The 22,443-nt window shown below is 68.3% G+C and carries 27 protein-coding genes, 1 tRNA gene and 1 pseudogene; 25 read left to right on the top strand and 4 right to left on the bottom strand.

The window, feature by feature from the left end; all coding sequences use genetic code 11:
• Positions 1-184: 184 nt before the first annotated feature.
• The 3 genes from ACOFKX_RS02525 (at position 185) to ACOFKX_RS02515 (ending at position 2,854) form a co-directional block, all read left to right on the top strand.
• A complete protein-coding gene (locus ACOFKX_RS02525; protein WP_419825523.1) occupies positions 185-1,396 on the top strand; it encodes an AI-2E family transporter in 1,212 nt (403 codons plus the stop codon).
• A gap of 65 nt (positions 1,397-1,461) precedes the next feature.
• A tRNA-Asp gene (locus ACOFKX_RS02520) sits at positions 1,462-1,538 on the top strand.
• A 128-nt stretch (positions 1,539-1,666) separates the two neighbouring features.
• Positions 1,667-2,854: a calcium-binding protein gene (locus tag ACOFKX_RS02515; protein ID WP_419825522.1), complete on the top strand. Its 1,188-nt coding sequence runs from the start codon at positions 1,667-1,669 to the stop codon at positions 2,852-2,854.
• On the opposite strand, the gene ACOFKX_RS02510 is transcribed toward ACOFKX_RS02515, so the two are convergent.
• The 4 genes from ACOFKX_RS02510 to ACOFKX_RS02495 form a co-directional block, all read right to left on the bottom strand.
• Entirely contained in the window at positions 2,851-3,081 is a 231-nt protein-coding gene (locus ACOFKX_RS02510) for a DUF2842 domain-containing protein (protein ID WP_419825521.1), read from the bottom strand. The two genes, ACOFKX_RS02515 and ACOFKX_RS02510, sit on opposite strands and share 4 nt — an antisense overlap.
• Positions 3,078-3,641 (bottom strand): 5-formyltetrahydrofolate cyclo-ligase, encoded by a 564-nt coding sequence (locus tag ACOFKX_RS02505; RefSeq protein ID WP_419825520.1) that lies wholly within the window; start codon positions 3,639-3,641, stop codon positions 3,078-3,080. Before ACOFKX_RS02505 ends, ACOFKX_RS02510 begins: the two co-directional genes overlap by 4 nt.
• Before the next feature lie 184 nt (positions 3,642-3,825).
• Positions 3,826-4,143 (bottom strand): cell division protein ZapA, encoded by a 318-nt coding sequence (locus ACOFKX_RS02500; protein WP_419825519.1) that lies wholly within the window; start codon positions 4,141-4,143, stop codon positions 3,826-3,828.
• Positions 4,143-4,328 carry a hypothetical protein gene (locus tag ACOFKX_RS02495; protein WP_419825518.1) on the bottom strand — a complete coding sequence of 62 codons (186 nt, stop codon included), beginning with the start codon at positions 4,326-4,328 and terminating at the stop codon, positions 4,143-4,145. The genes ACOFKX_RS02500 and ACOFKX_RS02495 overlap by 1 nt, the downstream gene beginning before the upstream one ends.
• Positions 4,329-4,490: 162 nt before the next feature.
• On the opposite strand from ACOFKX_RS02495, the gene gap reads away from it, so the two are divergent.
• The 22 genes and pseudogenes from gap to nuoK all read left to right on the top strand — a co-directional run bounded on the left by gap (position 4,491) and on the right by nuoK (position 22,441).
• Positions 4,491-5,498: a type I glyceraldehyde-3-phosphate dehydrogenase gene (gene gap, locus ACOFKX_RS02490; protein ID WP_419825517.1), complete on the top strand. Its 1,008-nt coding sequence runs from the start codon at positions 4,491-4,493 to the stop codon at positions 5,496-5,498.
• Between the two features lie 6 nt (positions 5,499-5,504).
• A complete protein-coding gene (locus tag ACOFKX_RS02485) occupies positions 5,505-5,975 on the top strand; it encodes an MOSC domain-containing protein (RefSeq protein ID WP_419825516.1) in 471 nt (156 codons plus the stop codon).
• Entirely contained in the window at positions 5,972-7,156 is a 1,185-nt protein-coding gene (locus ACOFKX_RS02480) for a phosphoglycerate kinase (protein ID WP_419825515.1), read from the top strand. The genes ACOFKX_RS02485 and ACOFKX_RS02480 overlap by 4 nt, the downstream gene beginning before the upstream one ends.
• A 23-nt stretch (positions 7,157-7,179) precedes the next feature.
• On the top strand, positions 7,180-8,070 hold the full coding sequence (locus ACOFKX_RS02475) for a fructose bisphosphate aldolase (RefSeq protein WP_419825514.1): 891 nt from the start codon (positions 7,180-7,182) through the stop codon (positions 8,068-8,070).
• Between the two features lie 54 nt (positions 8,071-8,124).
• On the top strand, positions 8,125-8,817 hold the full coding sequence (gene thiE / locus ACOFKX_RS02470; protein WP_419825513.1) for a thiamine phosphate synthase: 693 nt from the start codon (positions 8,125-8,127) through the stop codon (positions 8,815-8,817).
• A 50-nt stretch (positions 8,818-8,867) separates the two neighbouring features.
• Positions 8,868-9,929, top strand: coding sequence for a L,D-transpeptidase family protein (locus ACOFKX_RS02465; protein WP_419825512.1), 1,062 nt, complete (start codon positions 8,868-8,870; stop codon positions 9,927-9,929).
• Entirely contained in the window at positions 9,926-10,483 is a 558-nt protein-coding gene (locus tag ACOFKX_RS02460; RefSeq protein WP_419825511.1) for a M23 family metallopeptidase, read from the top strand. Before ACOFKX_RS02465 ends, ACOFKX_RS02460 begins: the two co-directional genes overlap by 4 nt.
• Positions 10,484-10,554: 71 nt before the next feature.
• Positions 10,555-11,118, top strand: a complete 564-nt coding sequence (efp, locus tag ACOFKX_RS02455) for an elongation factor P (protein WP_419825510.1) — start codon at positions 10,555-10,557, stop codon at positions 11,116-11,118.
• 43 nt (positions 11,119-11,161) lie between these two features.
• Positions 11,162-11,962, top strand: a complete 801-nt coding sequence (locus ACOFKX_RS02450; RefSeq protein WP_419825509.1) for an inositol monophosphatase family protein — start codon at positions 11,162-11,164, stop codon at positions 11,960-11,962.
• 114 nt (positions 11,963-12,076) lie between these two features.
• Positions 12,077-12,454, top strand: coding sequence for an NADH-quinone oxidoreductase subunit A (gene ndhC / locus ACOFKX_RS02445; RefSeq protein WP_419825508.1), 378 nt, complete (start codon positions 12,077-12,079; stop codon positions 12,452-12,454).
• A 71-nt stretch (positions 12,455-12,525) separates the two neighbouring features.
• Positions 12,526-12,999, top strand: coding sequence for a NuoB/complex I 20 kDa subunit family protein (locus tag ACOFKX_RS02440; protein ID WP_419827323.1), 474 nt, complete (start codon positions 12,526-12,528; stop codon positions 12,997-12,999).
• A 7-nt stretch (positions 13,000-13,006) separates the two neighbouring features.
• Positions 13,007-13,669: pseudogene (locus ACOFKX_RS02435) on the top strand (NADH-quinone oxidoreductase subunit C); the annotation flags it as partial.
• Between the two features lie 8 nt (positions 13,670-13,677).
• On the top strand, positions 13,678-14,934 hold the full coding sequence (locus ACOFKX_RS02430) for an NADH-quinone oxidoreductase subunit D (protein ID WP_419825507.1): 1,257 nt from the start codon (positions 13,678-13,680) through the stop codon (positions 14,932-14,934).
• Complete coding sequence (locus tag ACOFKX_RS02425; protein ID WP_419825506.1) at positions 14,931-15,158, top strand: hypothetical protein; 228 nt, start codon at positions 14,931-14,933, stop codon at positions 15,156-15,158. Before ACOFKX_RS02430 ends, ACOFKX_RS02425 begins: the two co-directional genes overlap by 4 nt.
• Positions 15,158-15,823, top strand: coding sequence for a complex I 24 kDa subunit family protein (locus ACOFKX_RS02420; protein WP_419825505.1), 666 nt, complete (start codon positions 15,158-15,160; stop codon positions 15,821-15,823). The genes ACOFKX_RS02425 and ACOFKX_RS02420 overlap by 1 nt, the downstream gene beginning before the upstream one ends.
• On the top strand, positions 15,823-17,130 hold the full coding sequence (gene nuoF, locus ACOFKX_RS02415; RefSeq protein WP_419825504.1) for an NADH-quinone oxidoreductase subunit NuoF: 1,308 nt from the start codon (positions 15,823-15,825) through the stop codon (positions 17,128-17,130). Before ACOFKX_RS02420 ends, nuoF begins: the two co-directional genes overlap by 1 nt.
• 70 nt (positions 17,131-17,200) lie before the next feature.
• The gene (locus ACOFKX_RS02410; protein ID WP_419825503.1) at positions 17,201-17,950 is read left to right on the top strand and encodes a hypothetical protein; all 750 of its coding nucleotides are present in this window, start codon (positions 17,201-17,203) and stop codon (positions 17,948-17,950) included.
• A 5-nt stretch (positions 17,951-17,955) separates the two neighbouring features.
• Positions 17,956-19,941, top strand: a complete 1,986-nt coding sequence (gene nuoG / locus ACOFKX_RS02405; RefSeq protein WP_419825502.1) for an NADH-quinone oxidoreductase subunit NuoG — start codon at positions 17,956-17,958, stop codon at positions 19,939-19,941.
• Entirely contained in the window at positions 19,938-20,984 is a 1,047-nt protein-coding gene (gene nuoH / locus ACOFKX_RS02400; RefSeq protein WP_419825501.1) for an NADH-quinone oxidoreductase subunit NuoH, read from the top strand. Before nuoG ends, nuoH begins: the two co-directional genes overlap by 4 nt.
• Positions 20,985-20,987: 3 nt before the next feature.
• On the top strand, positions 20,988-21,473 hold the full coding sequence (gene nuoI, locus ACOFKX_RS02395) for an NADH-quinone oxidoreductase subunit NuoI (RefSeq protein WP_419825500.1): 486 nt from the start codon (positions 20,988-20,990) through the stop codon (positions 21,471-21,473).
• A gap of 48 nt (positions 21,474-21,521) precedes the next feature.
• A complete protein-coding gene (locus tag ACOFKX_RS02390; RefSeq protein ID WP_419825499.1) occupies positions 21,522-22,139 on the top strand; it encodes an NADH-quinone oxidoreductase subunit J in 618 nt (205 codons plus the stop codon).
• Positions 22,136-22,441, top strand: a complete 306-nt coding sequence (gene nuoK / locus ACOFKX_RS02385) for an NADH-quinone oxidoreductase subunit NuoK (RefSeq protein WP_419825498.1) — start codon at positions 22,136-22,138, stop codon at positions 22,439-22,441. The genes ACOFKX_RS02390 and nuoK overlap by 4 nt, the downstream gene beginning before the upstream one ends.
• The last annotated feature ends 2 nt before the right edge of the window (positions 22,442-22,443 follow it).

The following is a 22,443-nucleotide window of genomic DNA, read 5'->3' as shown; positions in this document are numbered from 1 at the left end:
GCCCGAACGCGGACCCGCCGCAATGTCGCGACGGAGCGAAGGATGGCAATGCGCCGCGCACCGCACCACACCGGGGCGGCGGCCTCGGTACGCAAGGCGCTTGTTGCGGAGAGTGCCGAGGTCGCGCGCTAGGGCTGGATCGACGCGCGACGAGGCTCTAGTCGCCGGGGACGTAGGAGAGGCGATGGACCCGGTAGAGCGCGAGGAGGCGGTGTCGACGGAGGCCGAGCGGCCTGCCGACGAATCGTTCCGCCGCTACGACGATCCCTACGCGTCCGGCGGCGCCGTCGCCTACCACCGCGATCGCCTGCTGGCCGCGCTCGCGATCGTGCTGGGGTTGGGCGTCATGCTCGCGCTACCCTTCGCGCTTCGCGCCGGTGCCGAGTTCTTCCTTCCCGTCACCGCCGCGCTGGTGATCGCGGTGGCGCTCGTGCCGCTGCTCGAGTGGCTGGAGCGGCGCCGCGTGCCGTCCGGCCTCGCGGCGTTCCTGTGCCTGCTGTTCTTCCTCGGCATCGCCAACATGGCGGTGGCCGCGGTGGTGGTGCCGGCGTCCAACTGGGTGGCGCTGCTGCCCGAGCGGATCGGGCGGATCCGCACCACGGTGCGTCCGCTGGTGGAGGTGTATGCGAGCATCAACCGCGGCATCAACGACATGGCGAACTCGATCGCGCTCTCCAAGGCGCACGCGCGGACGGTGACGCTGGAGGCGCCGGACTCGTTGCTCTCGCTCGTCACCACGCAGGCGCCGTTCGTGATCGTGCAGCTCGTCTTCGCGCTGCTGGTGATCTTCTTCTTTCTCGCCGGCTGGTCGACGATGCGGCGCGAGACGATCCTGCGGCGATCGAGCTTCTCGTCGGCGATGACGCTGGCGCGCGTGATCCAAGACGTGGTCGACGCGACGTCGAGCTACATTGCGACGATCACCGCGATCAACCTCGTGCTCGGCCTGGTGGTGGCGGGCGCGGTGTACCTCGTCGGGCTGCCGACGCCGCTGATGTGGGGCGGGCTCGTCACGCTGCTCAACTACGTCCCTTATCTCGGGCCGATCGCGGCGGCGGCGCTGCTCGGGCTGGGCGGGCTGATGACGTTCACGGAACCATGGGCGGCGGCGACGCCGGCGGCGATCTTCGTGGCGCTGCACCTCGTCGAGGCGAACCTGGTGACGCCGACCATCGTCGGGCGCAGGCTGACGATCAACCCGCTGATGATCCTGGTGTCGCTGAGCTTCTGGGCGTGGGTGTGGGGCGCGATCGGCGCGGTGCTGGCGGTGCCTCTGCTGCTGATCCTGCGCACCGTGCTGGACGCGGCCGGGCGGCCCGACCTCGCGGGCTTCCTGTTCGAATCGGGTACGCTGGCGAGCGGGCCGCAGCGCGACCCGGAGGCGCCTTCCACCTAGCTTGACAGGGTGTAGGGGCTCGCATAGAGCGCGCCCACCCCGCCAACGGCGGGTCCCGGGAATGTGCGGGTGTAGCTCAGTTGGTTAGAGTGCCGGCCTGTCACGCCGGAGGTCGCGGGTTCGAGCCCCGTCACTCGCGCCATTTCCCTTGCCGGCCCCGATGCGGCCTGTCCTGAAACGAGGCGGTTCTTACACACCGGCGATTGCTCCGGATATCCGGCCGGGGCACTGCCTAGTCTGCGCGTGGGCGAGAGACCGGGGGGCAGGAACATGGCGGTACTGAAGGGCGGATCGAGCCAGCCCGTGCTGATGGATCAGGTCGGCACGGCCAGCGCCGATGCGGTGGCGCTGGCGAACGCGCTGGCGGTCTCCTCCTCGCAAGTCGTCGTCAGCGGCAGCGGCGACAGCACCGTCAGCGCCTCGGGCACCGGCTTCACCTTCTCCGGCGGGACGGCGACCGGCGGCACCATCTCGGTGATCGCGGAGAGCACGGGCGACGCCTCCGTCTTCGCGCTCACCGAGCTGCACTTTAGCTACACCGAGCTCGCGCAGCACGTCTCGGCCGGCGGTGACGACGCGCTCGCCGCCCTATTCGCAGGCGACGATACGCTGACGGGCACCGCCTATAACGACGTGCTCAACGGTTATGCCGGCAACAACGTGATCGAGGGCCGTGGCGGCGCCGACGTGCTGCTCGCCGGCGACGGCAACAACCACGTCTGGGGCAACGCCGCGCGCGCCGAGCAGGGTTCCGACGATGGCGCCGACGTGATCGTCGTCGGCAACGGCACCAACTACGTCAACGGCAACGCGGGCGCGGACGTGATCGTCGCGGGCAACGGCGCCAACCGCGTCTATGGCGGCTCGGGCGACGACGTCGTCACGCTGGGCAACGGCAACAACCAGGTCAACGGCAACGTCGGCAACGACGTCATCCAGGTCGGCAACGGCGACAATGTCGTGCGCGGCGGCCAGGGCGACGACGTGATCGTGGCGGGCAATGCGCTGTCGTCGGGCAACAACGTGCTGATGGGCGACTTGGGCGACGACGTGATCCGCGGCGGCGGAGGCTACGACCTGATGACGGGCGGTGCGGGAGCGGACATCTTCCACGTCGGCGCGGGCACGTCACACGCGAACAGCCTCGGCGGCCAGACATATGACGACGAGATTACCGACTTCACGCTCGGCACCGACAAGCTGGCGATGGACGGATTCACCGTCGATCGCGTGCTGACGGCGTCGCAGCCGGTCGCCAATATCACCGTCGCCTACGCGCACGCGACGTCGCTGTTGTCGCAGGCGGCCGATCCGCACGCGGTCGCGGCGGTGGCGGTGGGTGGCGACACGTACCTCTTCTTCCAGGGGTCGGACGCGTCCTCGGCGGTCAACCAGGTGGTGCGGCTCGACGGGATCGCGCATCCGGACACGCTCACGGTCGACAACCTGTTCGGCTAGTTGCTGGCACGCTCCATCCAGGCGAGCAGGCGGCGCAGCGGCAGCAGCCAGATCCAGCCGAGCCCCGCGACCAGGTAGAACAGCGCCTGCACGATCCCCGACAGCCGGCCAACCGGGCCCGCGAGCTGGACGACGAGGAGCGCCCATGCCGCGATCAGCGCCAGGATGAGCAGCGCGCCCGCGGGCTTGCGCCAACTCGGTCGGGGAACGGGGTCGGGCTCGATCATGGCACGATCGTCTCGGCCTCGGTGACGATCATGTCCAGCGCCACGTCCCACGGATCGGGGGCGAGCGCCGCGACTTCCTGCACGCTCCAGCCGACGCCGATCGCGCGGCCGCCCGGGTGCGCGGCGAGCCAGCGATCGTAGCAGCCGGCGCCCTGGCCCAGCCGCCGCCCGGCGCGATCGAAGCCGACGAGCGGGACGAGCAGCAGTCCGGGCACCACCTCCGCCGCTTCGGCCGGCTCGCCGATGCCGGCGAAGCCCGGCCCCAGCGCGGCGTCGGGATGCCAGCCGACGAAGCGCATCCTGCCGCCTCCATCGGTGCGGGGCAGCGCGAGGCCGGAGCCACGGCGATGCGTCTCCAGCAGCACCGGCAGTACGTCGGCCTCGCCCCGGTGCGGGACGTAGCCGCCCACCATTGCCGTACGAACAAGAAGCGGAAGCAGCCGATCGGTCAGCGCGCGCGTCGCCGCCGCGATCCCGTCCGGCCCGAGCGATGCGCGATGCGCGCTCCTGCCCGCGCGCAACCGCCGCCGCAGCGTCGCCTTGTCCGGGTCGTCCGTCACCGGTGTGGAAGGGGTGGTGGGACCGCCATGACCGTTTGCCGGAATATCCTCTGACGCCTTTTACGTCAGGTGGGAGCCATGTGTTCCGGGCCGGAACCCAGGCAGGGACGACCCCCGATGGATGTGAATCGCCTCAGGGATGTTCGCAGCGGCTCGTATCGGGCAGTGCCCACCGCTTGCGGAGTTAGGCGCTGTCCGCCGCCTTCTCAAGCCCGTCGACCAGCGCTTCCAGCCGCGCCGCGAAACGCTCCACCTCGGCGGCGCTGGCGTCCGCCTCCGCCTCCGCCTCGGCGATGCGGCCGCGCGCCTCGTCGAGTTCGTCGGCGAGCAGCAGCGCGGCGAACAGCAGCTCGCGGCCCTCGCTGCCGCGTCCGACGGCGCGCTTGGCGTCGTCCATCTTGGCGTCGACCATGGCGGCGAGCGCCTTGAGCCGCGCCTCGCCGCCGTCTCGGCAGCCGACCTCATATTTGCGGCCACCGACATCCAGATCGACCTGCGCCATCAGGCATCCTCCCCGATCAGCCGGTCTATCCGCGCGATCGCGGACAGCGTCGCCGCCTGCAGCCGGCGATGTCGCTCAGCCAGCGCGGGATCGCCCGCTGCCGGCACCGCGAGCGCGAGTCCTTCCAGCCGCGTCGCGGCTGCGTGGATCCGATCGAGCGCGGCGGCGAGGCGGGGAACGGCCATGCGGCGGAGGTATAGCGCGCGTCGTCCGCCCGGCAAGCGTCCCCGGGCAGGACGAGGCTCCATCCGGCGCGGTTGACGATCATGCCGCAGCGCGACAAAGAGTCCGCCATCCTTACGGGCGCAGGGTCCCGCGCTCAGGATGATCAGGCGGAGACAGGGCAAATGGCGACGAAGGTAGCGATCAACGGCTTCGGCCGGATCGGGCGGCTGGTGGCGCGCGCGATCCTTCAGCGTCCCGATTGCGGGCTGGAGCTGGTCGCGATCAACGATCTCGGCAAGACCGCCGACAATGTCCGCCTGTTCAAGCGCGACTCCGTTCACGGCACCTGGCCGGGCACCGTCGAGGCGGACGGCGAGTATATGGTCGTCGACGGCCACCGCATCCTCGTGACCGCCGAGCGCGATCCGGCCAACCTTCCGCACGGCAAGCTCGGCGTCGACATCGCGCTGGAGTCCACCGGCTTCTTCGCCGACAAGGAGAGCGCGTCGAAGCACCTGACGGCGGGTGCCAAGCGCGTGCTGATCTCCGCGCCCGCCAAGGGCGTGGACCTGACCGTCGTCTACGGCGTCAACCACGACAAGATCACCGCCGAGCACACCGTGCTTTCCAATGCGTCGTGCACCACCAATTGCCTGGCGCCGGTCGCCAAGGTGCTGAACGATGCGATCGGCATCGAGCGCGGCCTGATGACGACGGTGCACAGCTACACCAACGACCAGAAGATCCTCGATCAGGTGCACAGCGATCCGCGCCGAGCGCGCGCCGCCGCCATGTCGATGATCCCGACGACCACCGGCGCGGCGCGCGCGGTGGGCGAGGTGCTGCCCGAACTCAAGGGCAAGTTAGACGGCTCGGCGGTGCGCGTGCCCACCGCCAACGTCTCGATGATCGATCTCACCTTCACGCCCAAGCGCGACACCACGCGCGACGAGGTGAACCAGCTCCTGAAGAGCGCGGCGGACGGCCCGATGAAGGGCGTGCTCGGCTACACCGACGAGCCGCTGGTCTCGATCGACTTCAACTCCGATCCGCATTCGTCGACGGTGGACAGCCTGGAGACGGCGGTGCTGGAAGGCAAGCTCGTCCGCGTGCTGTCTTGGTACGACAATGAGTGGGGCTTCTCGAACCGGATGGTCGATACCGCCGGCGCCATTGCCAAGACGCTCTGAGATCAGGTGGCGGGGCGGCTTCTCGGGATCGCCAGGAAGCCGCGCCCCTATGCACGCCCCGAGACGATCGAGCGCGCGCGCGTGAGCTTCGTGGGCGGGATCGAGGGGGATTATCGCGGCGGCATGAAGCCGCGCGGCCGCCGGCAGGTGACGATCATGCAGCGGAGCGACTGGGCCGCGGCGCTTGCCGATCTCGGCGATCGCGATCTGGCCTGGTCGGACAGGCGCGTGAACATGCTTTGCGACGACATCGAACTGCCGCGCGATCCGGGCACGCTGCTGCGCGTCGGCGAAGTGCTGTTCGAGATCACTGGCGAGTGTGACCCATGCCGCCGCATGGATGCGGTATCGCCTGGGCTGTTCGCGGCACTGATCCCGGATTGGCGCGGCGGGCGGCTGCTGCGGGTGCGGAGCGAGGGGACGATCGCGGCAGGTGCCGCGATACTCATCGAGGAAAGGCTGGCGAGGGCGATATGAGCTTCAGGACGCTCGACGACATCGGTGACGTCACCGGCAAGCGCGTGCTGGTCCGCGAGGATCTGAACGTGCCGATGGACGGCGCGCGGGTGACGGACGACACCCGGCTGCGCGCCGCGGCGCCGACCATCGCCGAACTCGCGGACAAGGGCGCCAAGGTGCTCGTCCTCGCCCATTTCGGCCGCCCCAAGGGCCAGCCCAACCCGGACATGAGCCTGGCGCGCGTGACCCACGCGCTCCGCGACGTCCTCGGCCGCGAGGTGCGCTTCATCGATTGGGAAGGCGATGCGGACGCGGTCGCCACCATGCAGCCGGGCGACGTCGCGATCCTGGAGAATACGCGTTTCTTCGCCGGCGAGGAGAAGAACGACCCGGCGGTGGTCGACCGCCTCGCGGCGCTCGGCGATGTCTACGTCAACGACGCCTTCTCCGCCGCGCACCGCGCGCACGCCTCTACCGAAGGGCTGGCGCATCGCCTGCCTGCCTATGCCGGCCGCTCGATGCAGGCCGAGCTGGAGGCGCTGGGGAAGGCTTTGGGCTCGCCCGAGCATCCGGTGGCGGCGGTGGTCGGCGGCGCCAAGGTCTCGACCAAGCTCGACGTGCTCAAGCACCTCGTCGCGCGGGTGGATCACCTCATCATCGGCGGCGGCATGGCCAACACCTTCCTCGCGGCGCGCGGCGTGAACGTCGGCAAGTCGCTTTGCGAACATGATCTCGCCGGCACTGCCGCCGAGATCATGGACGCCGCCGACAAGGCCGGCTGCACCGTCCACCTGCCTTACGACGTGGTGGTGGCGGAGGAGTTCAGGGCCAATCCGCCGACCCGCACCGTCAACGTCCACGAGGTCGCCTCGCAAGAGATGATCCTCGATGTCGGCCCCGCCGCGGTCGAGGCGCTGGCCGACGCGCTCAAGACCTGCCGCACACTGGTGTGGAACGGGCCGATGGGCGCGTTCGAGACGCCGCCGTTCGATGCCGCGACCGTCAGCCTAGCGCGAACCGCTGCGGCACTGACCAAGGACGGCTCGCTCGTCTCGGTGGCGGGCGGCGGCGACACGGTGGCGGCGCTGAACCAGGCGGGTGTGGCGGGCGATTTCAGTTTCGTCTCCACCGCTGGCGGCGCCTTCCTGGAATGGATGGAAGGGCGTGAGCTTCCCGGCGTCGCGGCGCTGGCTTCGTGAACCGATCAGGCAGGGAACAGGCGATGCAGCAGGACATGACGACCAAGGTGGCGGCGGGGCAGGGCTTCATCGCCGCGCTCGACCAATCGGGCGGCTCCACGCCCAAGGCGCTCAAGGGCTACGGCATCGAGGCGGACGCCTTCTCCAACGACGAGGAGATGTTCGGCCTCATTCACCAGATGCGTGTGCGCATCATCACTTCGCCCGTGTTCACCGGCGACAAGGTGCTGGGCGCGATCCTGTTCGAGCGCACGATGGACGGGCAGGCCGACGGCAAGCCGGTGCCGCAGGCGCTGATCGATCGCGGCGTCGTGCCGTTCATCAAGATCGACAAGGGGCTGGAGGAGGAGAAGGATGGCGTCCAGCTCATGAAGCCGATGCCCGAGCTGGACGCGCTGCTCGCGCGCGCCAAGGGGCTGGGCGTGTTCGGCACCAAGGAGCGTTCGGTCGTCAACCTCGCCAACCGGCAGGGCATCGCCGCGATCGTCAAACAGCAGTTCGAGGTGGGGCAGCAGGTGCTGCGTGGCGGCCTCGTGCCGATCCTCGAGCCCGAGGTGAACATCAAGAGCGCGGAGCGTGGCGAAGCCGACGAGATACTTCGCGACGAGATCCTGAAGGCGCTGGACGCCATGTCCGGCGACGAGAAGGTCATGTTGAAATTGTCGATCCCCCAGAAGGCCGGCTCGTTCGATGCGTTGGTCGATCATCCGCGCGTGCTGCGCGTCGTGGCGCTGTCGGGCGGCTTCGCGCGTCCGGAAGCGTGCGCCCAGCTTGCCGAGAACCGCGGCATGATCGCGAGCTTCAGCCGCGCTCTGCTGGAGGATCTGCGCGCGCAGATGAGCGACGAGGAGTTCGACCGCGCATTGGGTGACGCGATCGACGAGATCTACGCGGCGTCCGTCGACAAGAAGTGACGCGTGCCGCCGCCCCGGCTTCCGCCGGGGCGGCATGATCGCTAGGGCCGGGCGATGGACGAACCCGACGATCCGCTTGGCCCGCTCGATCCCGGCTTTGCCGGTCGCTTCGATCGCGACGAGCGGCGGCCTTCCTGCCAGCTCTACCTGATCTCGCCGCCCGCGATCGACGCCGGCTTCGCGGATCGCCTCGCCACCGCGTTGGATGGCGGGCCGGTGGCGGCGTTCCAGCTTCGCCTGAAGGGCGTTGGCGAGCATGAGATCGCGCGCTCCGCCGAGCCGATCCAGCGGCTCTGCGCGGATCGCGACGTCGCCTTCATCGTCAATGATTCGGCGGCGCTTGCCAAGCGGCTCGGCGCCGACGGCGTGCACCTCGGTCAGGAGGATGGCGACGCGCGCGACGCACGGGCGCTGCTCGGCCCCCTCGTGCAGATCGGCGTCACTTGCCACGACAGCCGCCACCTGGCGATGGAGGCGGGCGAGGCGGGCGCCGACTATGTCGCGTTCGGCAGCTTCTTTCCGACGACCACGAAGGCGGTGCGCCACCGGCCCGAGCTTTCGATCCTCGGCTGGTGGTCAGCGCTGTTCGAGCTGCCCTGCGTGGCGATCGGCGGGGTGACGCCCGACAACGCGCGGACGCTCGCCGACGCGGGCGCGGATTTTGTCGCGGCTTGCGCGAGCGTCTGGCAGCACGACCACGGCCCCGCCGCCGCCGTCGCGAGCTTCGCGGCGGTCTTGCAGAACTGAACCGCGCCACGGGCGTTCTGGCGACGATTACGTGTTCGAAAGGGTTATCCATGCGTCTCGCGGGTTCGGCGTTCCTCCTCCTCACCTCCGCCGCGCTGACTGCGCAGACTCCGCCTCCCAAGCCTCCGGCTCCTCCTGCCGCACAGGGACCCGCGGCGGCGCCGGTCGCCGCGCCGACGCCGAGCACGACGCCGCCCGTCGATCCCAAGATCATGCAGGTGCAGGTGGTGCTCGATCTGCTCGGCTTCGGGCCGGGCGTGATCGATGGCAAGCAGGGCCAGTCGCTCAAGCTGGCGCTCTCGGGTTTCCAGACGGCGAACGACCTGCCGTCTTCCGGCACCGTGGATCCCGCGACGGCGGCCGCGCTCCAGCGTTTCGGTGCCACGCAGCCGGTGCGCGAGATCGTGCTGACTCCCCCCGATCTGGCCGGCCCGTTCGTGGGCCCGATCCCGCACGGCGAGGACGAGCAGGCGAAGCTGCCCACGCTCGGCTATCAGAACGCGCTGGAGATGCTGGCCGAGCGCTACCACACCACGCCTGCCACCCTGATCGCGCTCAACTCGCCCGACACCAAGCTGGTGCCCGGCACGAAGCTGCGCGTCCCCAACGTCGTGACGCCGGATCGCGCCTACCCGCCGCAGGCCAAGCCCGAGTGGAAGGCGACGCTGGCCGGGCTGAACGTCTCGTCCAAGCAGCCGCAGGCGGATCATATTGTCGTTTCGAAGGCGAAGAAGTCGCTGTCGGTGTACGACGCGCAGCAGAAGCTCGTCGCGCAGTTCCCGGTGACGACGGGCAGCACGCATGATCCGCTGCCGCTCGGCGACTGGAAGATCTACGGCGCCGATACCAATCCCAAGTTCCACTACAACCCCAAGCTGTTCTGGGACGCCAAGGCAGGCGACCAGAAGGCAATGCTGCCGCCCGGCCCCAACGGCCCCGTCGGCGTCGTGTGGCTCGACCTGTCCAAGGAGCATTACGGCATCCACGGCACGCCCGAGCCGCAGAATATTGGCCGCACCGCCAGCCACGGCTGCGTGCGTATGACTAACTGGGACGCGGCGAGGCTCGCGCTGATGGTGAAGCCGGGCACCAAGGCGATCTTCGAGGAATGACGAGGACGGGCGTCGCCATCGCGCTGGCGCTCGCGCTGGCGGCGATCGGCCTCGCCTCGATCGTGCGGATCACCGGGCCGTCGCGCGTGCCGACGCCCTCCGTGGCGGCGGCGCCCGCCGTCGGGCTTCTGGTGCCGGTGGTGGGCGTGCCGCGCGCGGCGCTGCGCGACAGTTGGGGCGAGGCGCGGGGCGACGGCACGCGCCTGCACCACGCAATCGACATCATGGCGCCCATCGGCACCGCCGTCGTCGCCGCCGGCGAAGGACGCGTCGAGAAGCTGTTCACCAGCGATTTGGGCGGCCTCACCATCTACGAGCGATCGGCCGACGGGCGCACGATCTACTATTACGCGCATCTCGATCGCTACGCGCCGACATTGGCGGAGGGGCAACCGGTCCGGGCCGGGCAGACGCTCGGCGCCGTCGGCGCCAGCGGCGACGCCGATCCGGGCGCGCCGCACCTCCATTTCGAGGTGCATCGCATGGCGCCGGGCCAGCCCTGGTGGCAGGGTGCCGAGGTAAACCCCTACTCGCTGCTGGCACACCCCGCCTGACGCCCGCTTGCCGGGCAGGCGAGGCGCGGCTACATCGCGCGCCTGCTCTTTCCCACCTCGCGAGACCATCCATGAAGATCAGCGGCGTCGATATCCGCCCCGGCAACATCATCGAATATGAGGGCGGCATCTGGCGCGCGGTGAAGATCCAGCACACCCAGCCCGGCAAGGGCGGCGCCTACATGCAGGTCGAGATGAAGAACCTTCGCGACGGGCGCAAGAACAACGTCCGCTTCCGCTCGGCCGAGACTGTGGAGCGCGTGCGCCTCGACACCAAGGATTTCCAGTTCCTGTTCGCCGACGGCGAGACGCTCACCTTCATGGACAAGGACACCTACGATCAGATCACGCTGCCGCGCGACCTGCTCGGCGACGCCGCCGCCTTCCTGCAGGACGGCATGGACGTGGTGATGGAGCTCCACGAGGAGGAGCCGATCAACGTCCAGCTCCCCGACCAGATCGAGGCGACGATCGTCGAGGCCGACGCGGTGGTGAAGGGACAGACGGCGTCCTCCTCCTACAAGCCCGCGATCCTCGACAACGGCGTCCGCGTGATGGTGCCGCCGCACATCGGATCGGGCACGAAGATAGTCGTCGACGTCTACAGCCAGGAATATGTCCGCCGCGCGGACTGAGCCTCACTGAACCTCCCCCTCCGGGGAGGGGGAGCCTACCAACATGGTCGCCCATTCCGGCCTCATTACCGTCATGCAGAAGGCGGCGCGCAAGGCCGCGCCCAAGCTCCGCCGCGACTTCGGTGAGGTCGACGCGCTCCAGGTCTCGCGCAAGGGGCCGGCGGATTTCGTGTCGGCCGCCGATCGCGCCGCCGAGCGCACCATCCTGGAGGAGTTGGCGCACGCGCGCCCCGATTGGGGCATCCTCGCCGAGGAGGGGGGATCGAAGGAGGGCGATCCCGACAAGCCGCGCTGGATCGTCGATCCGCTCGACGGGACCACCAACTTCCTCCACGGCTTGCCCCACTTCGCCATCGCGATCGCGGTGGAGGATCCGCGCGCGGGCGTCACCCACGGCCTCGTCTACCAGCCGCTCACCGACGAGAGCTTCTGGGCGGAGAAGGGCCGGGGCGCCTGGCTGCACGATCGTCGCCTGCGCGTGTCCTCGCGACGCGACGTCGCCGACGCGCTGATCGCGACCGGCATCCCGTTCAAGGGCCATGGCGACCTTGACGAGTGGCAGCGCATCTACCGCACGATCGCGCCCGAGGTGGCGGGCATCCGCCGCTTCGGATCGGCTGCGCTCGACCTCGCCTGGGTGGCGGCAGGGCGCTACGACGGCTTCTGGGAGACGGGGCTGCAACGCTGGGACGCGGCGGCGGGCGAGCTGCTCGTGCGCGAGGCCGGCGGCTTCGTCACCGATTTCCGGGGCGGCGATCAATGCCAAGCACGCGGCCAGTGGCTTGCGGTGAACGACGGCCTTCATTCGCGCCTGCTCAAGATGGTTGCGGCGGCGCTCAAGTAGCGTCATCTGCGAGTCATTCTCACCCGGCCACCGGTTGCTTCGCACCTGCGGCAGGCTTAGATGCCGCTTCGTTCCGCGGGGTGCCGTTTCGGGCGCCGCGCATCGGAGGAAAGCATGGCGTCCGTCGCCTTCGGGTATCTGCCGATCCTGCTGTTCCTGGGGATCGCGCTCGCGCTCTCCAGCATCTTCGTGTTCCTGCCTATGGCGGTTTCCCGCCTCACGGGCAGCCACAAGCCCGATGCCGAGAAGCTCGCGGAGTATGAGTGCGGCTTTCCCGCTTTCGAGGATAGCCGCGCGCAGTTCGACGTGCGCTTCTACCTCGTCGCGATCCTGTTCATCGTCTTCGATCTGGAGGCGGCGTTCCTGTATCCCTGGGCCGTCAGCCTGAAGGAGATCGGCTGGACGGGCTGGGGCGCGATGATGGTCTTCCTGGCCGAGCTGGTGCTGGGCTTCGCCTATGCCTGGAAGAAGGGGGCGTTGGAGTGGGAGTAGAGGTCTTCCGCGACGGGCAGGCGCCGTTCGCGCCCGAGCAGTCGCCGCCCGCGCAGGCGTTCTTCGACGATATGAACGGCGAGGTTCAGGACAAGGGCTTCCTCGTCACCTCGACCGAGGAGTTGTTCCAGTGGGCGCGCACCGGCTCGCTGTGGTGGATGACGTTTGGGCTCGCCTGCTGCGCCGTGGAGATGATCCACGCCAACATGCCCCGCTATGATCTGGAGCGGTTCGGCGTCGCGCCACGCGCATCCCCGCGTCAGTCGGACGTGATGATCGTCGCTGGCACGCTGTGCAACAAGATGGCGCCCGCGCTCCGCAAGGTCTACGATCAGATGTCGGAGCCGAAATACGTCATCTCGATGGGCTCGTGCGCCAATGGCGGCGGCTATTACCACTACAGCTACTCGGTCGTGCGCGGCTGCGATCGCATCGTGCCCGTCGACATCTACGTGCCCGGCTGCCCGCCGACCGCCGAGGCGCTGCTCTACGGCGTGATGCAGCTCCAGCGGAAGATCCGCCGGGTCGGCACGATCGAGCGCTAGGTTCGTCATGGCCGTCTACAACAGCAGCCCGCGCTTCGCGTCGAACGAGGGCGTCATCGACGCTGCCACGGCGGCGCTGGGCGCGCACCTGATCGAGGCGAAGGAGCGGGTTGGCGAGGTCCAGCTCTTCGTCCGGCGCGAGACGCTGGTCGAGAGCTTGCGCGCGCTGCGTGACACGCCGGGCCTCGAATATCAGCAGATGATGGAGATTGCGGGAGTCGACTATCCCGATCGCGATCTTCGTTTCGAGATCGTTTATTGCCTGCTGTCGCTGACCCGGAACCACCGTCTCCACGTCCACGTCCGCACCGACGAGGAGCAGGCGGTGCCGACCGCCACCGTGTTGTGGCCCAACGCCGGCTGGCTGGAACGCGAGGTGTTCGACATGTTCGGCGTCGTGTTCGACGGCAATCCCGACCTGCGCCGCATCCTCACCGACTACGGCTTTCGCGGCCACCCCCTGCGCAAGGACTTCCCGCAGACGGGCTATGTCGAGATGCGCTACTCCGAGGCCGAGAAGCGCGTGGTGTACGAGCCGGTGAAGCTCGCGCAGGATTTCCGCAACTTCGACTTCCTGTCGCCGTGGGAGGGTGCCGCCTACCAGCTTCCCGGCGACGAGAAGGCGCCCCAGGCGCCCGGCGCGATGACGCCGCTCAAGGCCGACGAGGTGAAGCGCTGATGGCTACGCTCCACGAGATCGAGGACAGGCGCGTCGCCGTCGAGGCCGCAGCCGTCACGCGCGACGATCCCACCGTCGGCGACGTCGAGATCAAGAACTACACGCTCAACTTCGGCCCGCAGCATCCCGCCGCGCACGGCGTGCTGCGCATGGTGCTGGAGCTGGACGGCGAGCTCGTCGAGCGCGTCGATCCGCACGTCGGGCTGCTTCATCGCGGCACCGAGAAGCTGATGGAGTCCAGGCCCTGGCTCCAGAACGTGCCCTATTTCGATCGCTTCGATTACTGCTCGCCGTTGTGCATGGAGCATAGCTTCGTGCTGGCGATCGAGAAGCTGATGGGGCTGGAGGTGCCCGAGCGCGCGCTCTACCTCCGCGTGCTGTTCGCGGAGCTGACCCGCATCTCCAACCACCTGCTCAACTTGGGCTCCCACGTCATGGACGTCGGCGCAATGACGCCGAACCTGTGGTTGTTCGAGGCTCGCGAGGATACCTACGGCTTCTTCGAGCGCGCGTCGGGCGCGCGCATGCACATGAACTGGTTCCGCCCGGGCGGCGTCCATCAGGACGTGCCGCTCGCGCTGCTCAACGATATCGGCGATTGGCTGGACACGCGGCTCCACCGTCTGTTCGAGGACTCGATCAGCCTCGTCGCCGACAACCGCATCTTCAAGCAGCGCAACGTCGATATCGGCGCGGTGTCGCGCGACGATGCGATCGCGTGGGGCTTCTCCGGCCCGATGATCCGCGCCGCCGGCGTGCCCTGGGACATTCGCCGCTCCCAGCCCTACGATGTCTATGATCGCATGGAGTTCGACGTGCCGGTGGGCACGCAGGGGGACTGCTATGATCGCTTCATGCTCCGCGTGGAGGAGGTGCGCCAGTCGGCGCGCATCATCAGGCAGTGCCTGGCGCAGATGCCCGAAGGCCCGGTGCTGACCAGCGATCGCAAGGTGGCACCCCCCCGGCGCGGCGAGATGAAGCGCTCCATGGAGGCGCTGATCCACCACTTCAAGCTCTACACCGAGGGCTTCCACGTGCCCGCCGGCGAGGTCTACGTCGCGACCGAAAGCCCCAAGGGTGAGTTCGGCGTCTACGTCGTCGCAGACGGCACCAACAAGCCGTATCGGGTGAAGGTGCGGCCCACCGCCTTCAGCCACCTGCAGGCAATGGACTTCATGATGCGCGGCCACATGCTCGCCGACACCACCGCCGTCCTCTCCGCGATCGACATCGTGTTCGGGGAGTGTGATCGGTGAGCGACAATCTCGAGAGCTTGACGCTGGAAGTGCTGCGCCGGATTGACCGCCGTCTCGATAACATCGAGGGCGACATCCACGACCTGAAAATGCGTGTGACTGCGCTCGATGAGCATACGGCGGGCATGCTCATCAGCCTCTCGGGCATCAATAATCGCATGGATCGCTTCGACGAGCATTTGGCACGTGTCGAGCGCCGTCTCGATCTTTCGGAAGCCCGCTGATGGCCGACACGCCTGCCATCCCCGACGAGACCGAGACCCGCGCACGCTGGGGCTCGTTCGCTTGGAACGACAGCAACGCCGAGGCGGCCCGCGTCATCCTTGCGCGGTATCCCAAGGGGCGCGAGCAGTCGGCTGTGCTGCCGCTGCTCGATCTCGCGCAGCGGCAGGTCGGCGCCGAGACGAACACGCAGGGCTGGCTGCCCGTCCCGGTTATCGAGTTCGTCGCCAAGCAGGTCGCCGTCCCGTACATCCGCGTCTACGAGGTCGTGACCTTCTACACGATGTACAATCTGGCGCCGGTCGGCCGCTATCATGTGCAGGTGTGCGGGACGACGCCGTGCATGCTGCGCGGATCGGACGACGTGCTGCTGGCGTGCAAGAACAAGGGGCTGGTGAAGGGCCGGACGACGCCCGACGGCATGTTCACGCTCGCCGAGGTCGAGTGCCTGGGCGCCTGCGCCAACGCGCCGATGGTCCAGATCAACGACGATAACTACGAAGACCTCGACTATGATCGCACGATCGCGGTGCTCGACGCGCTGGCGAGCGGCGGGGCGCCGAAGCCCGGCCCGCAGATCGACCGCCAGGTGAGCTCCCCCGAGGGCGGGCCGACGACGCTGCGCGAGATGGTCGACGCCAACCACGATTATCGGGGTGAGTGGTGATGCTCGCTGACAAGGATCGCATCTTCACCAACCTGTACGGCTTCCGGTCCTGGGGGCTGGAGGCGGCGCGCGCGCGCGGCGACTGGGACGATACGAAGGCGCTGATGCTGCGCGGGCAGGACGCGATCATCGACGAGGTGAAGGCATCCGGCCTGCGCGGACGCGGCGGCGCCGGCTTTCCGACGGGCACCAAGTGGGGCTTCATGCCCAAGGAGCCCAAGCCCGGCAAACCCAACTTCCTCGTCATCAACGCCGACGAGAGCGAGCCCGGTTCGTGCAAGGATCGCGAGATCATCCGCCACGATCCGCACAAGCTGATCGAGGGCGCGCTGATCGCTGGCTACGCGATGCGCGCGCGGGCCGCCTATATCTACATCCGCGGCGAGTATATCCGCGAGGCCGAGGTGCTCTACAAGGCGCTCGCCGAGGCCTATGATGCCGGGCTGATCGGGCGCAACGCCTGCGGCTCGGGCTATGATTTCGACGTGTTCTGCCATCGCGGCGCGGGCGCCTACATTTGCGGCGAGGAAACCGCGATGCTGGAGAGCCTGGAGGGCAAGAAGGGCCAGCCGCGCCTTAAGCCCCCATTTCCGGCGGGCGCCGGGCTGTATGGCTGCCCCACCACCGTCAACAACGTCGAATCGATCGCGGTCGCGCCCACCATCCTCAGGCGCGGCGCGGCGTGGTTCGGCGGCTTCGGGCGCGAGAACAACAAGGGCACCAAGCTTTTCCAGATTTCGGGTCACGTGAACACGCCCTGCGTGGTCGAGGAGGCGATGAGCATCCCCTTCCGCGAACTGATCGAGCGCCACGCCGGCGGCATTCGGGGCGGCTGGGATAACCTCCTCGCGGTGATCCCCGGTGGCTCGTCGGTGCCGCTGGTGCCGGCGGCCGAGATCATGGACGCGCCGATGGACTTCGACGGCCTGCGTGATCTCAAGTCCGGGCTCGGCACGGCGGCGGTGATCGTCATGGACAAGTCCACCGATGTCGTCCGCGCGATCAGCCGCCTGTCCTACTTCTACAAGCATGAGAGCTGTGGCCAATGCACGCCGTGCCGCGAGGGCACGGGCTGGATGTGGCGCGTGATGGAGCGTCTGCGCGAGGGCCGTGCCGAGGTGGAGGAGATCGACATGCTGGAGGAGGTGACCCGCCAGGTCGAGGGCCACACCATCTGCGCGCTGGGCGACGCGGCGGCGTGGCCGATCCAGGGCCTGATCCGCCACTTCCGCCCCGAGATCGAGCGGCGTATCGCAGACCGCAAGGCGGGCCGCGGCGAGGCGCTGTTAGCGGTAGCGGCGGAGTGAAGAAGGCGGAGCTTGGGGACGCTTCGGCACGGAACGAGAACCTGGGGGCGGTATGGGACGGCGTTTGCATGTGGGTCGGCTGCTCCTCATGATGGCGGTGGCGGCATCGGTTGCGACCGGATCGCGTCTGCGCGCGCAGGAGGAACCCGAAACCGGCACGCGCCTTCACGGGCACACGGGTTCGGTCAACGCCATCTACGGTCAGGCCAACCCAGCGAGCCCTCGCGAAACCGCTCGGCTCATGCAGCAGTTCGCGCGGTGCATCGTCTCCAGCCAGCCGGGAACGACCGAGATGTATCTAGGCGAGCCCTACGATCCGGCCGAAGGTGATGATGGCCATCCCTCGGCGGCATTCGCCAAGTTGCGTAGGACGATGTCCTTTTGCTTGGGAATGGCGGGCGGGGGAGGCGGTATCTTCGCCAGCAAGGCCGAGATTTCAGGTTACCTGTTTCGCGGGATGCTGGCGGAGGCGAAGCTGATGCGGCTGCGCAATCCGTCGCTGCCCGCCGAGACGGAGGTGCAGAAAAGCTACGAATATCCGTGGATCTCCAAGGATCCGCAGCAGCAGGTGGTCGACGAGCTTGGCGCCTGCCTGGCCGCTTGGCGGCCCAACGATGCGATGGCATTGCTGCGAACGCCGCCCGAATCGCCGGAGGAGCGGGCGGCGATGGGCAATCTGATGCCGCTGATGCAGGCGTGCCTGCGCAAGGGCGCGGTTTTGAAGTCATCCCCAGCCGGTCTGCGGTCCGCGATCTCGATCGGCCTCTATCATCGCGCGAACGATGCCGTTCCGGTTTCGAACGCCAGCAAGGCAAACTGACGGCGATGCCCAAGCTCAAGATCGATGGGATCGAGGTCGAGGTGCCGCAGGGCGCCACGGTGCTCCAGGCGTGCGAGGCGGCGGGGAAGGAGATCCCGCGCTTCTGCTATCACGAGCGGCTGTCGATCGCCGGTAATTGCCGCATGTGCCTCGTCGAGGTGAAGCCCGGCCCGCCCAAGCCGCAGGCATCGTGCGCGCTGCCCGCCGCGGAGGGGCAGGAGGTGCGCACCGATAGTGCCATGACCAAGAAGGCGCGCGAGGGGGTGATGGAGTTCCTGCTCATCAACCACCCGCTCGATTGCCCGATCTGCGATCAGGGCGGCGAGTGCGATCTGCAGGATCAGTCGATGGCCTATGGCAAGGGCCATAGCCGCTACGACGAGAACAAGCGCGCCGTCACCGAGAAGTATATGGGTCCGATCGTCGCGACCCAGATGACGCGCTGCATCCAGTGCACGCGCTGCGTCCGCTTCGCCGAGGAGGTGGCAGGCGTCGAGGAGATCGGAATGATCTACCGCGGCGAGAACTCGCAAATCACCACCTACCTGGAGAAGGCCGCGACCAGCGAGCTGTCCGGCAACGTCGTCGATCTGTGCCCGGTGGGCGCGCTCACCTCCAAGCCCTACGCCTACGAGGCGCGGCCGTGGGAGCTGCGCAAGACGCCGGGCATCGACGTCATGGATGCGGTCGGCACCAACGTCCGCTTCGACAGCCGGGGGCGGCAGGTGCTGCGCTGCCTGCCGCGCCTCAACGAGGCGGTGAACGAGGAATGGGCGTCGGACAAGACGCGCCACGCCATCGACGGCCTCGTTCGCAATCGGCTCGACAAGCCCTATGCGCGGGTGGGCGGCAAGCTGCGGCCGGCGACGTGGGAGGAGGCATTCGCCGCCATCGCGCGGGCGGCGGACGGCCTCTCCGGCACGCAGGTGGCGGGGTTCGCCGGCGATCTCGCCGAAGTGGAGAGCGTCTACGCACTGAAGGCGCTGCTGCGGGGCTATGGCTCAACGCTGCACGAATGCCGGGTGGACGGCGCCGAGTTCGACGTCGCCGCGCCCGCCGATTGGCGCTTCAACCCCGGCATCGCGGCGGTGGCGGACGCGAAGGCGATCCTGCTCGTGGGTGCCAACCCGCGCTGGGACGCGCCCCTCGTCAACACGCGCATCCGCAAGGCCGTGCGACGCGGCGCCAAGGTATGGGCGATCGGGCCGGAGGTGGACCTCACCTATCGTACCGAGTGGCTGGGAGAGGACATCGCCGCGCTCGGCCGGTTGCCCGAGGCGCTCACTCGGGCCGAGGGTGTGGTGGTGATCGCCGGCGCGGGCGCCGCGAGGCTGCCCGGCGGCTACGCGGCGGCGCGCGCTGCGGCGGCGGTGCTGGGCGCGCCGTTCGGGCTGCTGCATACGGCGGCGGGACGTGTCGGCGCGCTGGAGGCGGGGTTCGTCGCCGACGGCGGGCTGGCGGGTGTCGCACGCGCGAACCCGAAGCTGCTGTTCCTGCTCGGCGTGGACGAGGCCGATCTCTCGCCGTTCGCGGGTGCCTTCAAGGTCTATATCGGCACGCACGGCGATGCCGGCGCGCGCGCGGCGGACGTGATCCTTCCTGGCGCGGCCTATCCCGAGAAGCCCGCGACCTGGGTGAACATGGAAGGCCGCGTGCAGCGTTCGGAGCGCGCGGTGTTCCCGGTGGGCGACGCGCGCGAGGACTGGACGATCCTGCGCGCGCTCTCCGCCGTGCTCGGCCGCACGCTGCCGTTCGACAGCCTGCCCGCGCTCCGCGCCGCGATCGCCGCCGATCATCCGACGCTGGCGCACGAAGGCATCGCAGAGGTCGCGCCGCTCGATAGCGGTGGCAAGGCTGGCGCCAGCGGCGCGATCGTCTACCCGATCGACGATTTCTACCTCACCAACCCGATCGCGCGATCCTCGCCGACGATGCGGCGCTGCTCGGCCGAGCTGCTGCACGGCGAGAGTTTCGCGGAGGCCGCAGAATGACCGACGCGATGACTCCTTATCTCGGCTACGGCTTCGCCTGGTTCGTGGCGACGATCGTCGGCTGCCTGCTGATCGCGCTGCCGGTGATGCTCGCGGTGGCCTACGCCATCTATGCCGAGCGCAAGCTGTGGGCGGCGTTCGCGCTACGTAAGGGACCGAACGTGGTCGGTCCGTTCGGGTTGTGGCAGAGCTTCGCGGACGGGCTCAAGGTCTTCCTTCAGGAGACGATTGTCCCCGCCGCCGCCAACCGCGTGCTGTTCTTGGTGGCGCCGATCATCACCTTCACGGTCGCGCTGATCGCCTGGGCGGTGATCCCGTTCGGGCCGGCGATGGTGCTCGCCAACATCAATGTCGGGCTGCTCTACATCCTCGCGGCCTCGTCGCTGGGCGTGTACGGCGTGATCCTGGCGGGCTGGGCGTCCAACTCCAAATACCCCTTCTTCTCCGCGATCCGCGCGGCGGCGCAGATGGTGAGCTACGAGGTCTCCATCGGCTTCGTGCTGGTGTCGGTGGTGCTGTGGGCGGGCACGTTCAACATGCAGGGCATCGTGCTGTCGCAGAAGGGCAACATCTTCGGGCTCTTGTCGGCCAACTTCCTCAACCCGCTGCTCTTCCCGATGTCGATCGTGTTCCTGATCTCGGCGATGGCCGAGACCAGCCGCACGCCGTTCGACCTTACCGAGGCGGAGAGCGAGCTCGTCGCGGGCTACCAGACCGAATATTCGTCGATGGCGTTCGCGCTCTACTGGCTGGGCGAGTATGCCAACGTCATCCTGATGTGCGCGCTGAACGCGGTGCTGTTCATGGGCGGCTGGCTGCCGCCGCTGAACATCCCCATCCTCTACGCGGTGCCGGGCATCATCTGGATGTTCGCGAAGATGGCGATCGTCTTCTTCGTGTTCGCGTGGGTGAAGGCGACGGTGCCGCGCTACCGCTACGACCAGCTGATGCGGCTGGGCTGGAAGATCTTCCTGCCGCTGTCGCTCTTCTGGGTGTTCCTCGTCTCCGGGTGGCTGATGCTGACCCGCTATCACGGAGCCTGATCGATGGGCGTCGCCCACCTCGTCAAGTCGTTCACGCTGTGGGATCTGCTGAAGGGCCACGCGCTGACCCTGAAGTATCTCTTCAAGCCCAAGGCGACGATCAACTACCCGTTCGAGAAGAACCCGCTGAGCCCGCGCTTCCGGGGCGAGCACGCGCTGCGTCGCTATCCCAACGGCGAGGAGCGGTGCATCGCGTGCAAGCTGTGCGAGGCGGTGTGCCCGGCGCAGGCGATCACCATCGAGGCCGAGCCGCGCGACGACGGATCGCGCCGCACCACGCGCTACGACATCGACATGACCAAGTGCATCTACTGCGGCTTCTGCCAGGAGGCCTGCCCGGTGGACGCGATCGTCGAAGGCCCGAACTTCGAGTACGCGACCGAGACGCATGAGGAGCTGCTCTACGACAAGGCCAAGCTGCTCGCCAACGGCGACAGGTGGGAACGCGTGCTCGCGGCCAACCTTGCCGCCGACGCCCCCTATCGTTAAGCGCCGCACCGACCTGCCGTTTCGAGCATTGGGGGCCAGCGTACCGTCGTGATCCAGGCCATCGCCTTCTACCTGTTCTCGGCCGTGGTGATCGCGTCCGCGGGCCTCGTCATCACGTCGCGTAACCCCGTGCATTCGGTGCTGTGGCTGATCCTGGCCTTCTTCAACGGTGCGGGGCTCATGCTGCTGTGCGGCGCCGAGTTCATCGCGATGCTACTGGTGATCGTCTACGTCGGCGCGGTGGCGGTGCTGTTCCTGTTCGTGGTGATGATGCTGGATATCGACTTCGCCGAGCTGCGCGCGGGCTTCGTGCGCTACCTGCCGTTCGGGCTCGCGCTCGCCGTGGTGCTGCTCGCCGAGATCGTGTTCGCGGTGGGCGCCTGGAATGCCGGCGGCGTCGCGATGGCCGCGCGCGCGGCGCCCGCGCCGGCGGCCGACGCCATGCCCAACATCGAGGCGATCGGCGTGCTGCTCTACACCCGCTACCTGTTCATCTTCGAGATCGCGGGGCTGGTGCTGCTGGTTGCGATGATCGGCGCGATCGTGCTGACGCTGCGGCCGCGCGTGGGCGCGCGCCACCAGCGCATCTCGCTCCAGGTGCAGCGCCGGCCGCAGGATGCGGTGCGCAACCTTAACCCGGCGGTGGGCGAGGGGGTTCGCCTGTGATTGGGCTGCAGCATTATCTCACGGTTGCCGCGATCCTGTTCGTGATGGGCGTGCTCGGCATCTTCCTCAACCGCAAGAACGTGATCGTCATCCTGATGGCGATCGAGCTCATCCTGCTGGCGGTGAACCTCAATCTTGTCGCCTTCTCGGCCTACCTCCACGATCTCGTCGGGCAGATCTTCGCGATGTTCGTGCTGACGGTGGCGGCGGGCGAGGCGGCGATCGGCCTCGCGATCCTGGTCATCTACTTCCGTGGCCGAGGCACGATCGCGGTCGACGACGTCAACCGGATGAAGGGCTGAGA

It is taken from the genome of Sphingomonas sp., assembly GCF_965200105.1.
GTDB lineage: Bacteria > Pseudomonadota > Alphaproteobacteria > Sphingomonadales > Sphingomonadaceae > Solisphingomonas.
The sequence above is the reverse complement of the archived record's forward strand: the minus strand, read 5'-3'. Positions and strand labels throughout refer to the sequence as shown.

Excerpts from the sequence above, each read along its gene's own strand:
- ACOFKX_RS02525 (WP_419825523.1), top strand. The coding sequence starts at position 185 with ATGGACCCGGTAGAGCGCGAGGAGGCGGTGTCGACGGAGGCCGAGCGG.
- ACOFKX_RS02515 (WP_419825522.1), top strand. The coding sequence starts at position 1,667 with ATGGCGGTACTGAAGGGCGGATCGAGCCAGCCCGTGCTGATGGATCAG.
- ACOFKX_RS02510 (WP_419825521.1), bottom strand. The coding sequence starts at position 3,081 with ATGATCGAGCCCGACCCCGTTCCCCGACCGAGTTGGCGCAAGCCCGCG.
- ACOFKX_RS02500 (WP_419825519.1), bottom strand. The coding sequence starts at position 4,143 with ATGGCGCAGGTCGATCTGGATGTCGGTGGCCGCAAATATGAGGTCGGC.
- ACOFKX_RS02495 (WP_419825518.1), bottom strand. The coding sequence starts at position 4,328 with ATGGCCGTTCCCCGCCTCGCCGCCGCGCTCGATCGGATCCACGCAGCC.
- gap (WP_419825517.1), top strand. The coding sequence starts at position 4,491 with ATGGCGACGAAGGTAGCGATCAACGGCTTCGGCCGGATCGGGCGGCTG.
- ACOFKX_RS02480 (WP_419825515.1), top strand. The coding sequence starts at position 5,972 with ATGAGCTTCAGGACGCTCGACGACATCGGTGACGTCACCGGCAAGCGC.
- ACOFKX_RS02475 (WP_419825514.1), top strand. The coding sequence starts at position 7,180 with ATGCAGCAGGACATGACGACCAAGGTGGCGGCGGGGCAGGGCTTCATC.
- thiE (WP_419825513.1), top strand. The coding sequence starts at position 8,125 with ATGGACGAACCCGACGATCCGCTTGGCCCGCTCGATCCCGGCTTTGCC.
- ACOFKX_RS02465 (WP_419825512.1), top strand. The coding sequence starts at position 8,868 with ATGCGTCTCGCGGGTTCGGCGTTCCTCCTCCTCACCTCCGCCGCGCTG.
- ACOFKX_RS02460 (WP_419825511.1), top strand. The coding sequence starts at position 9,926 with ATGACGAGGACGGGCGTCGCCATCGCGCTGGCGCTCGCGCTGGCGGCG.
- efp (WP_419825510.1), top strand. The coding sequence starts at position 10,555 with ATGAAGATCAGCGGCGTCGATATCCGCCCCGGCAACATCATCGAATAT.
- ACOFKX_RS02450 (WP_419825509.1), top strand. The coding sequence starts at position 11,162 with ATGGTCGCCCATTCCGGCCTCATTACCGTCATGCAGAAGGCGGCGCGC.
- ndhC (WP_419825508.1), top strand. The coding sequence starts at position 12,077 with ATGGCGTCCGTCGCCTTCGGGTATCTGCCGATCCTGCTGTTCCTGGGG.
- ACOFKX_RS02440 (WP_419827323.1), top strand. The coding sequence starts at position 12,526 with ATGAACGGCGAGGTTCAGGACAAGGGCTTCCTCGTCACCTCGACCGAG.
- ACOFKX_RS02430 (WP_419825507.1), top strand. The coding sequence starts at position 13,678 with ATGGCTACGCTCCACGAGATCGAGGACAGGCGCGTCGCCGTCGAGGCC.
- ACOFKX_RS02420 (WP_419825505.1), top strand. The coding sequence starts at position 15,158 with ATGGCCGACACGCCTGCCATCCCCGACGAGACCGAGACCCGCGCACGC.
- nuoF (WP_419825504.1), top strand. The coding sequence starts at position 15,823 with ATGCTCGCTGACAAGGATCGCATCTTCACCAACCTGTACGGCTTCCGG.
- nuoG (WP_419825502.1), top strand. The coding sequence starts at position 17,956 with ATGCCCAAGCTCAAGATCGATGGGATCGAGGTCGAGGTGCCGCAGGGC.
- nuoH (WP_419825501.1), top strand. The coding sequence starts at position 19,938 with ATGACCGACGCGATGACTCCTTATCTCGGCTACGGCTTCGCCTGGTTC.
- nuoI (WP_419825500.1), top strand. The coding sequence starts at position 20,988 with ATGGGCGTCGCCCACCTCGTCAAGTCGTTCACGCTGTGGGATCTGCTG.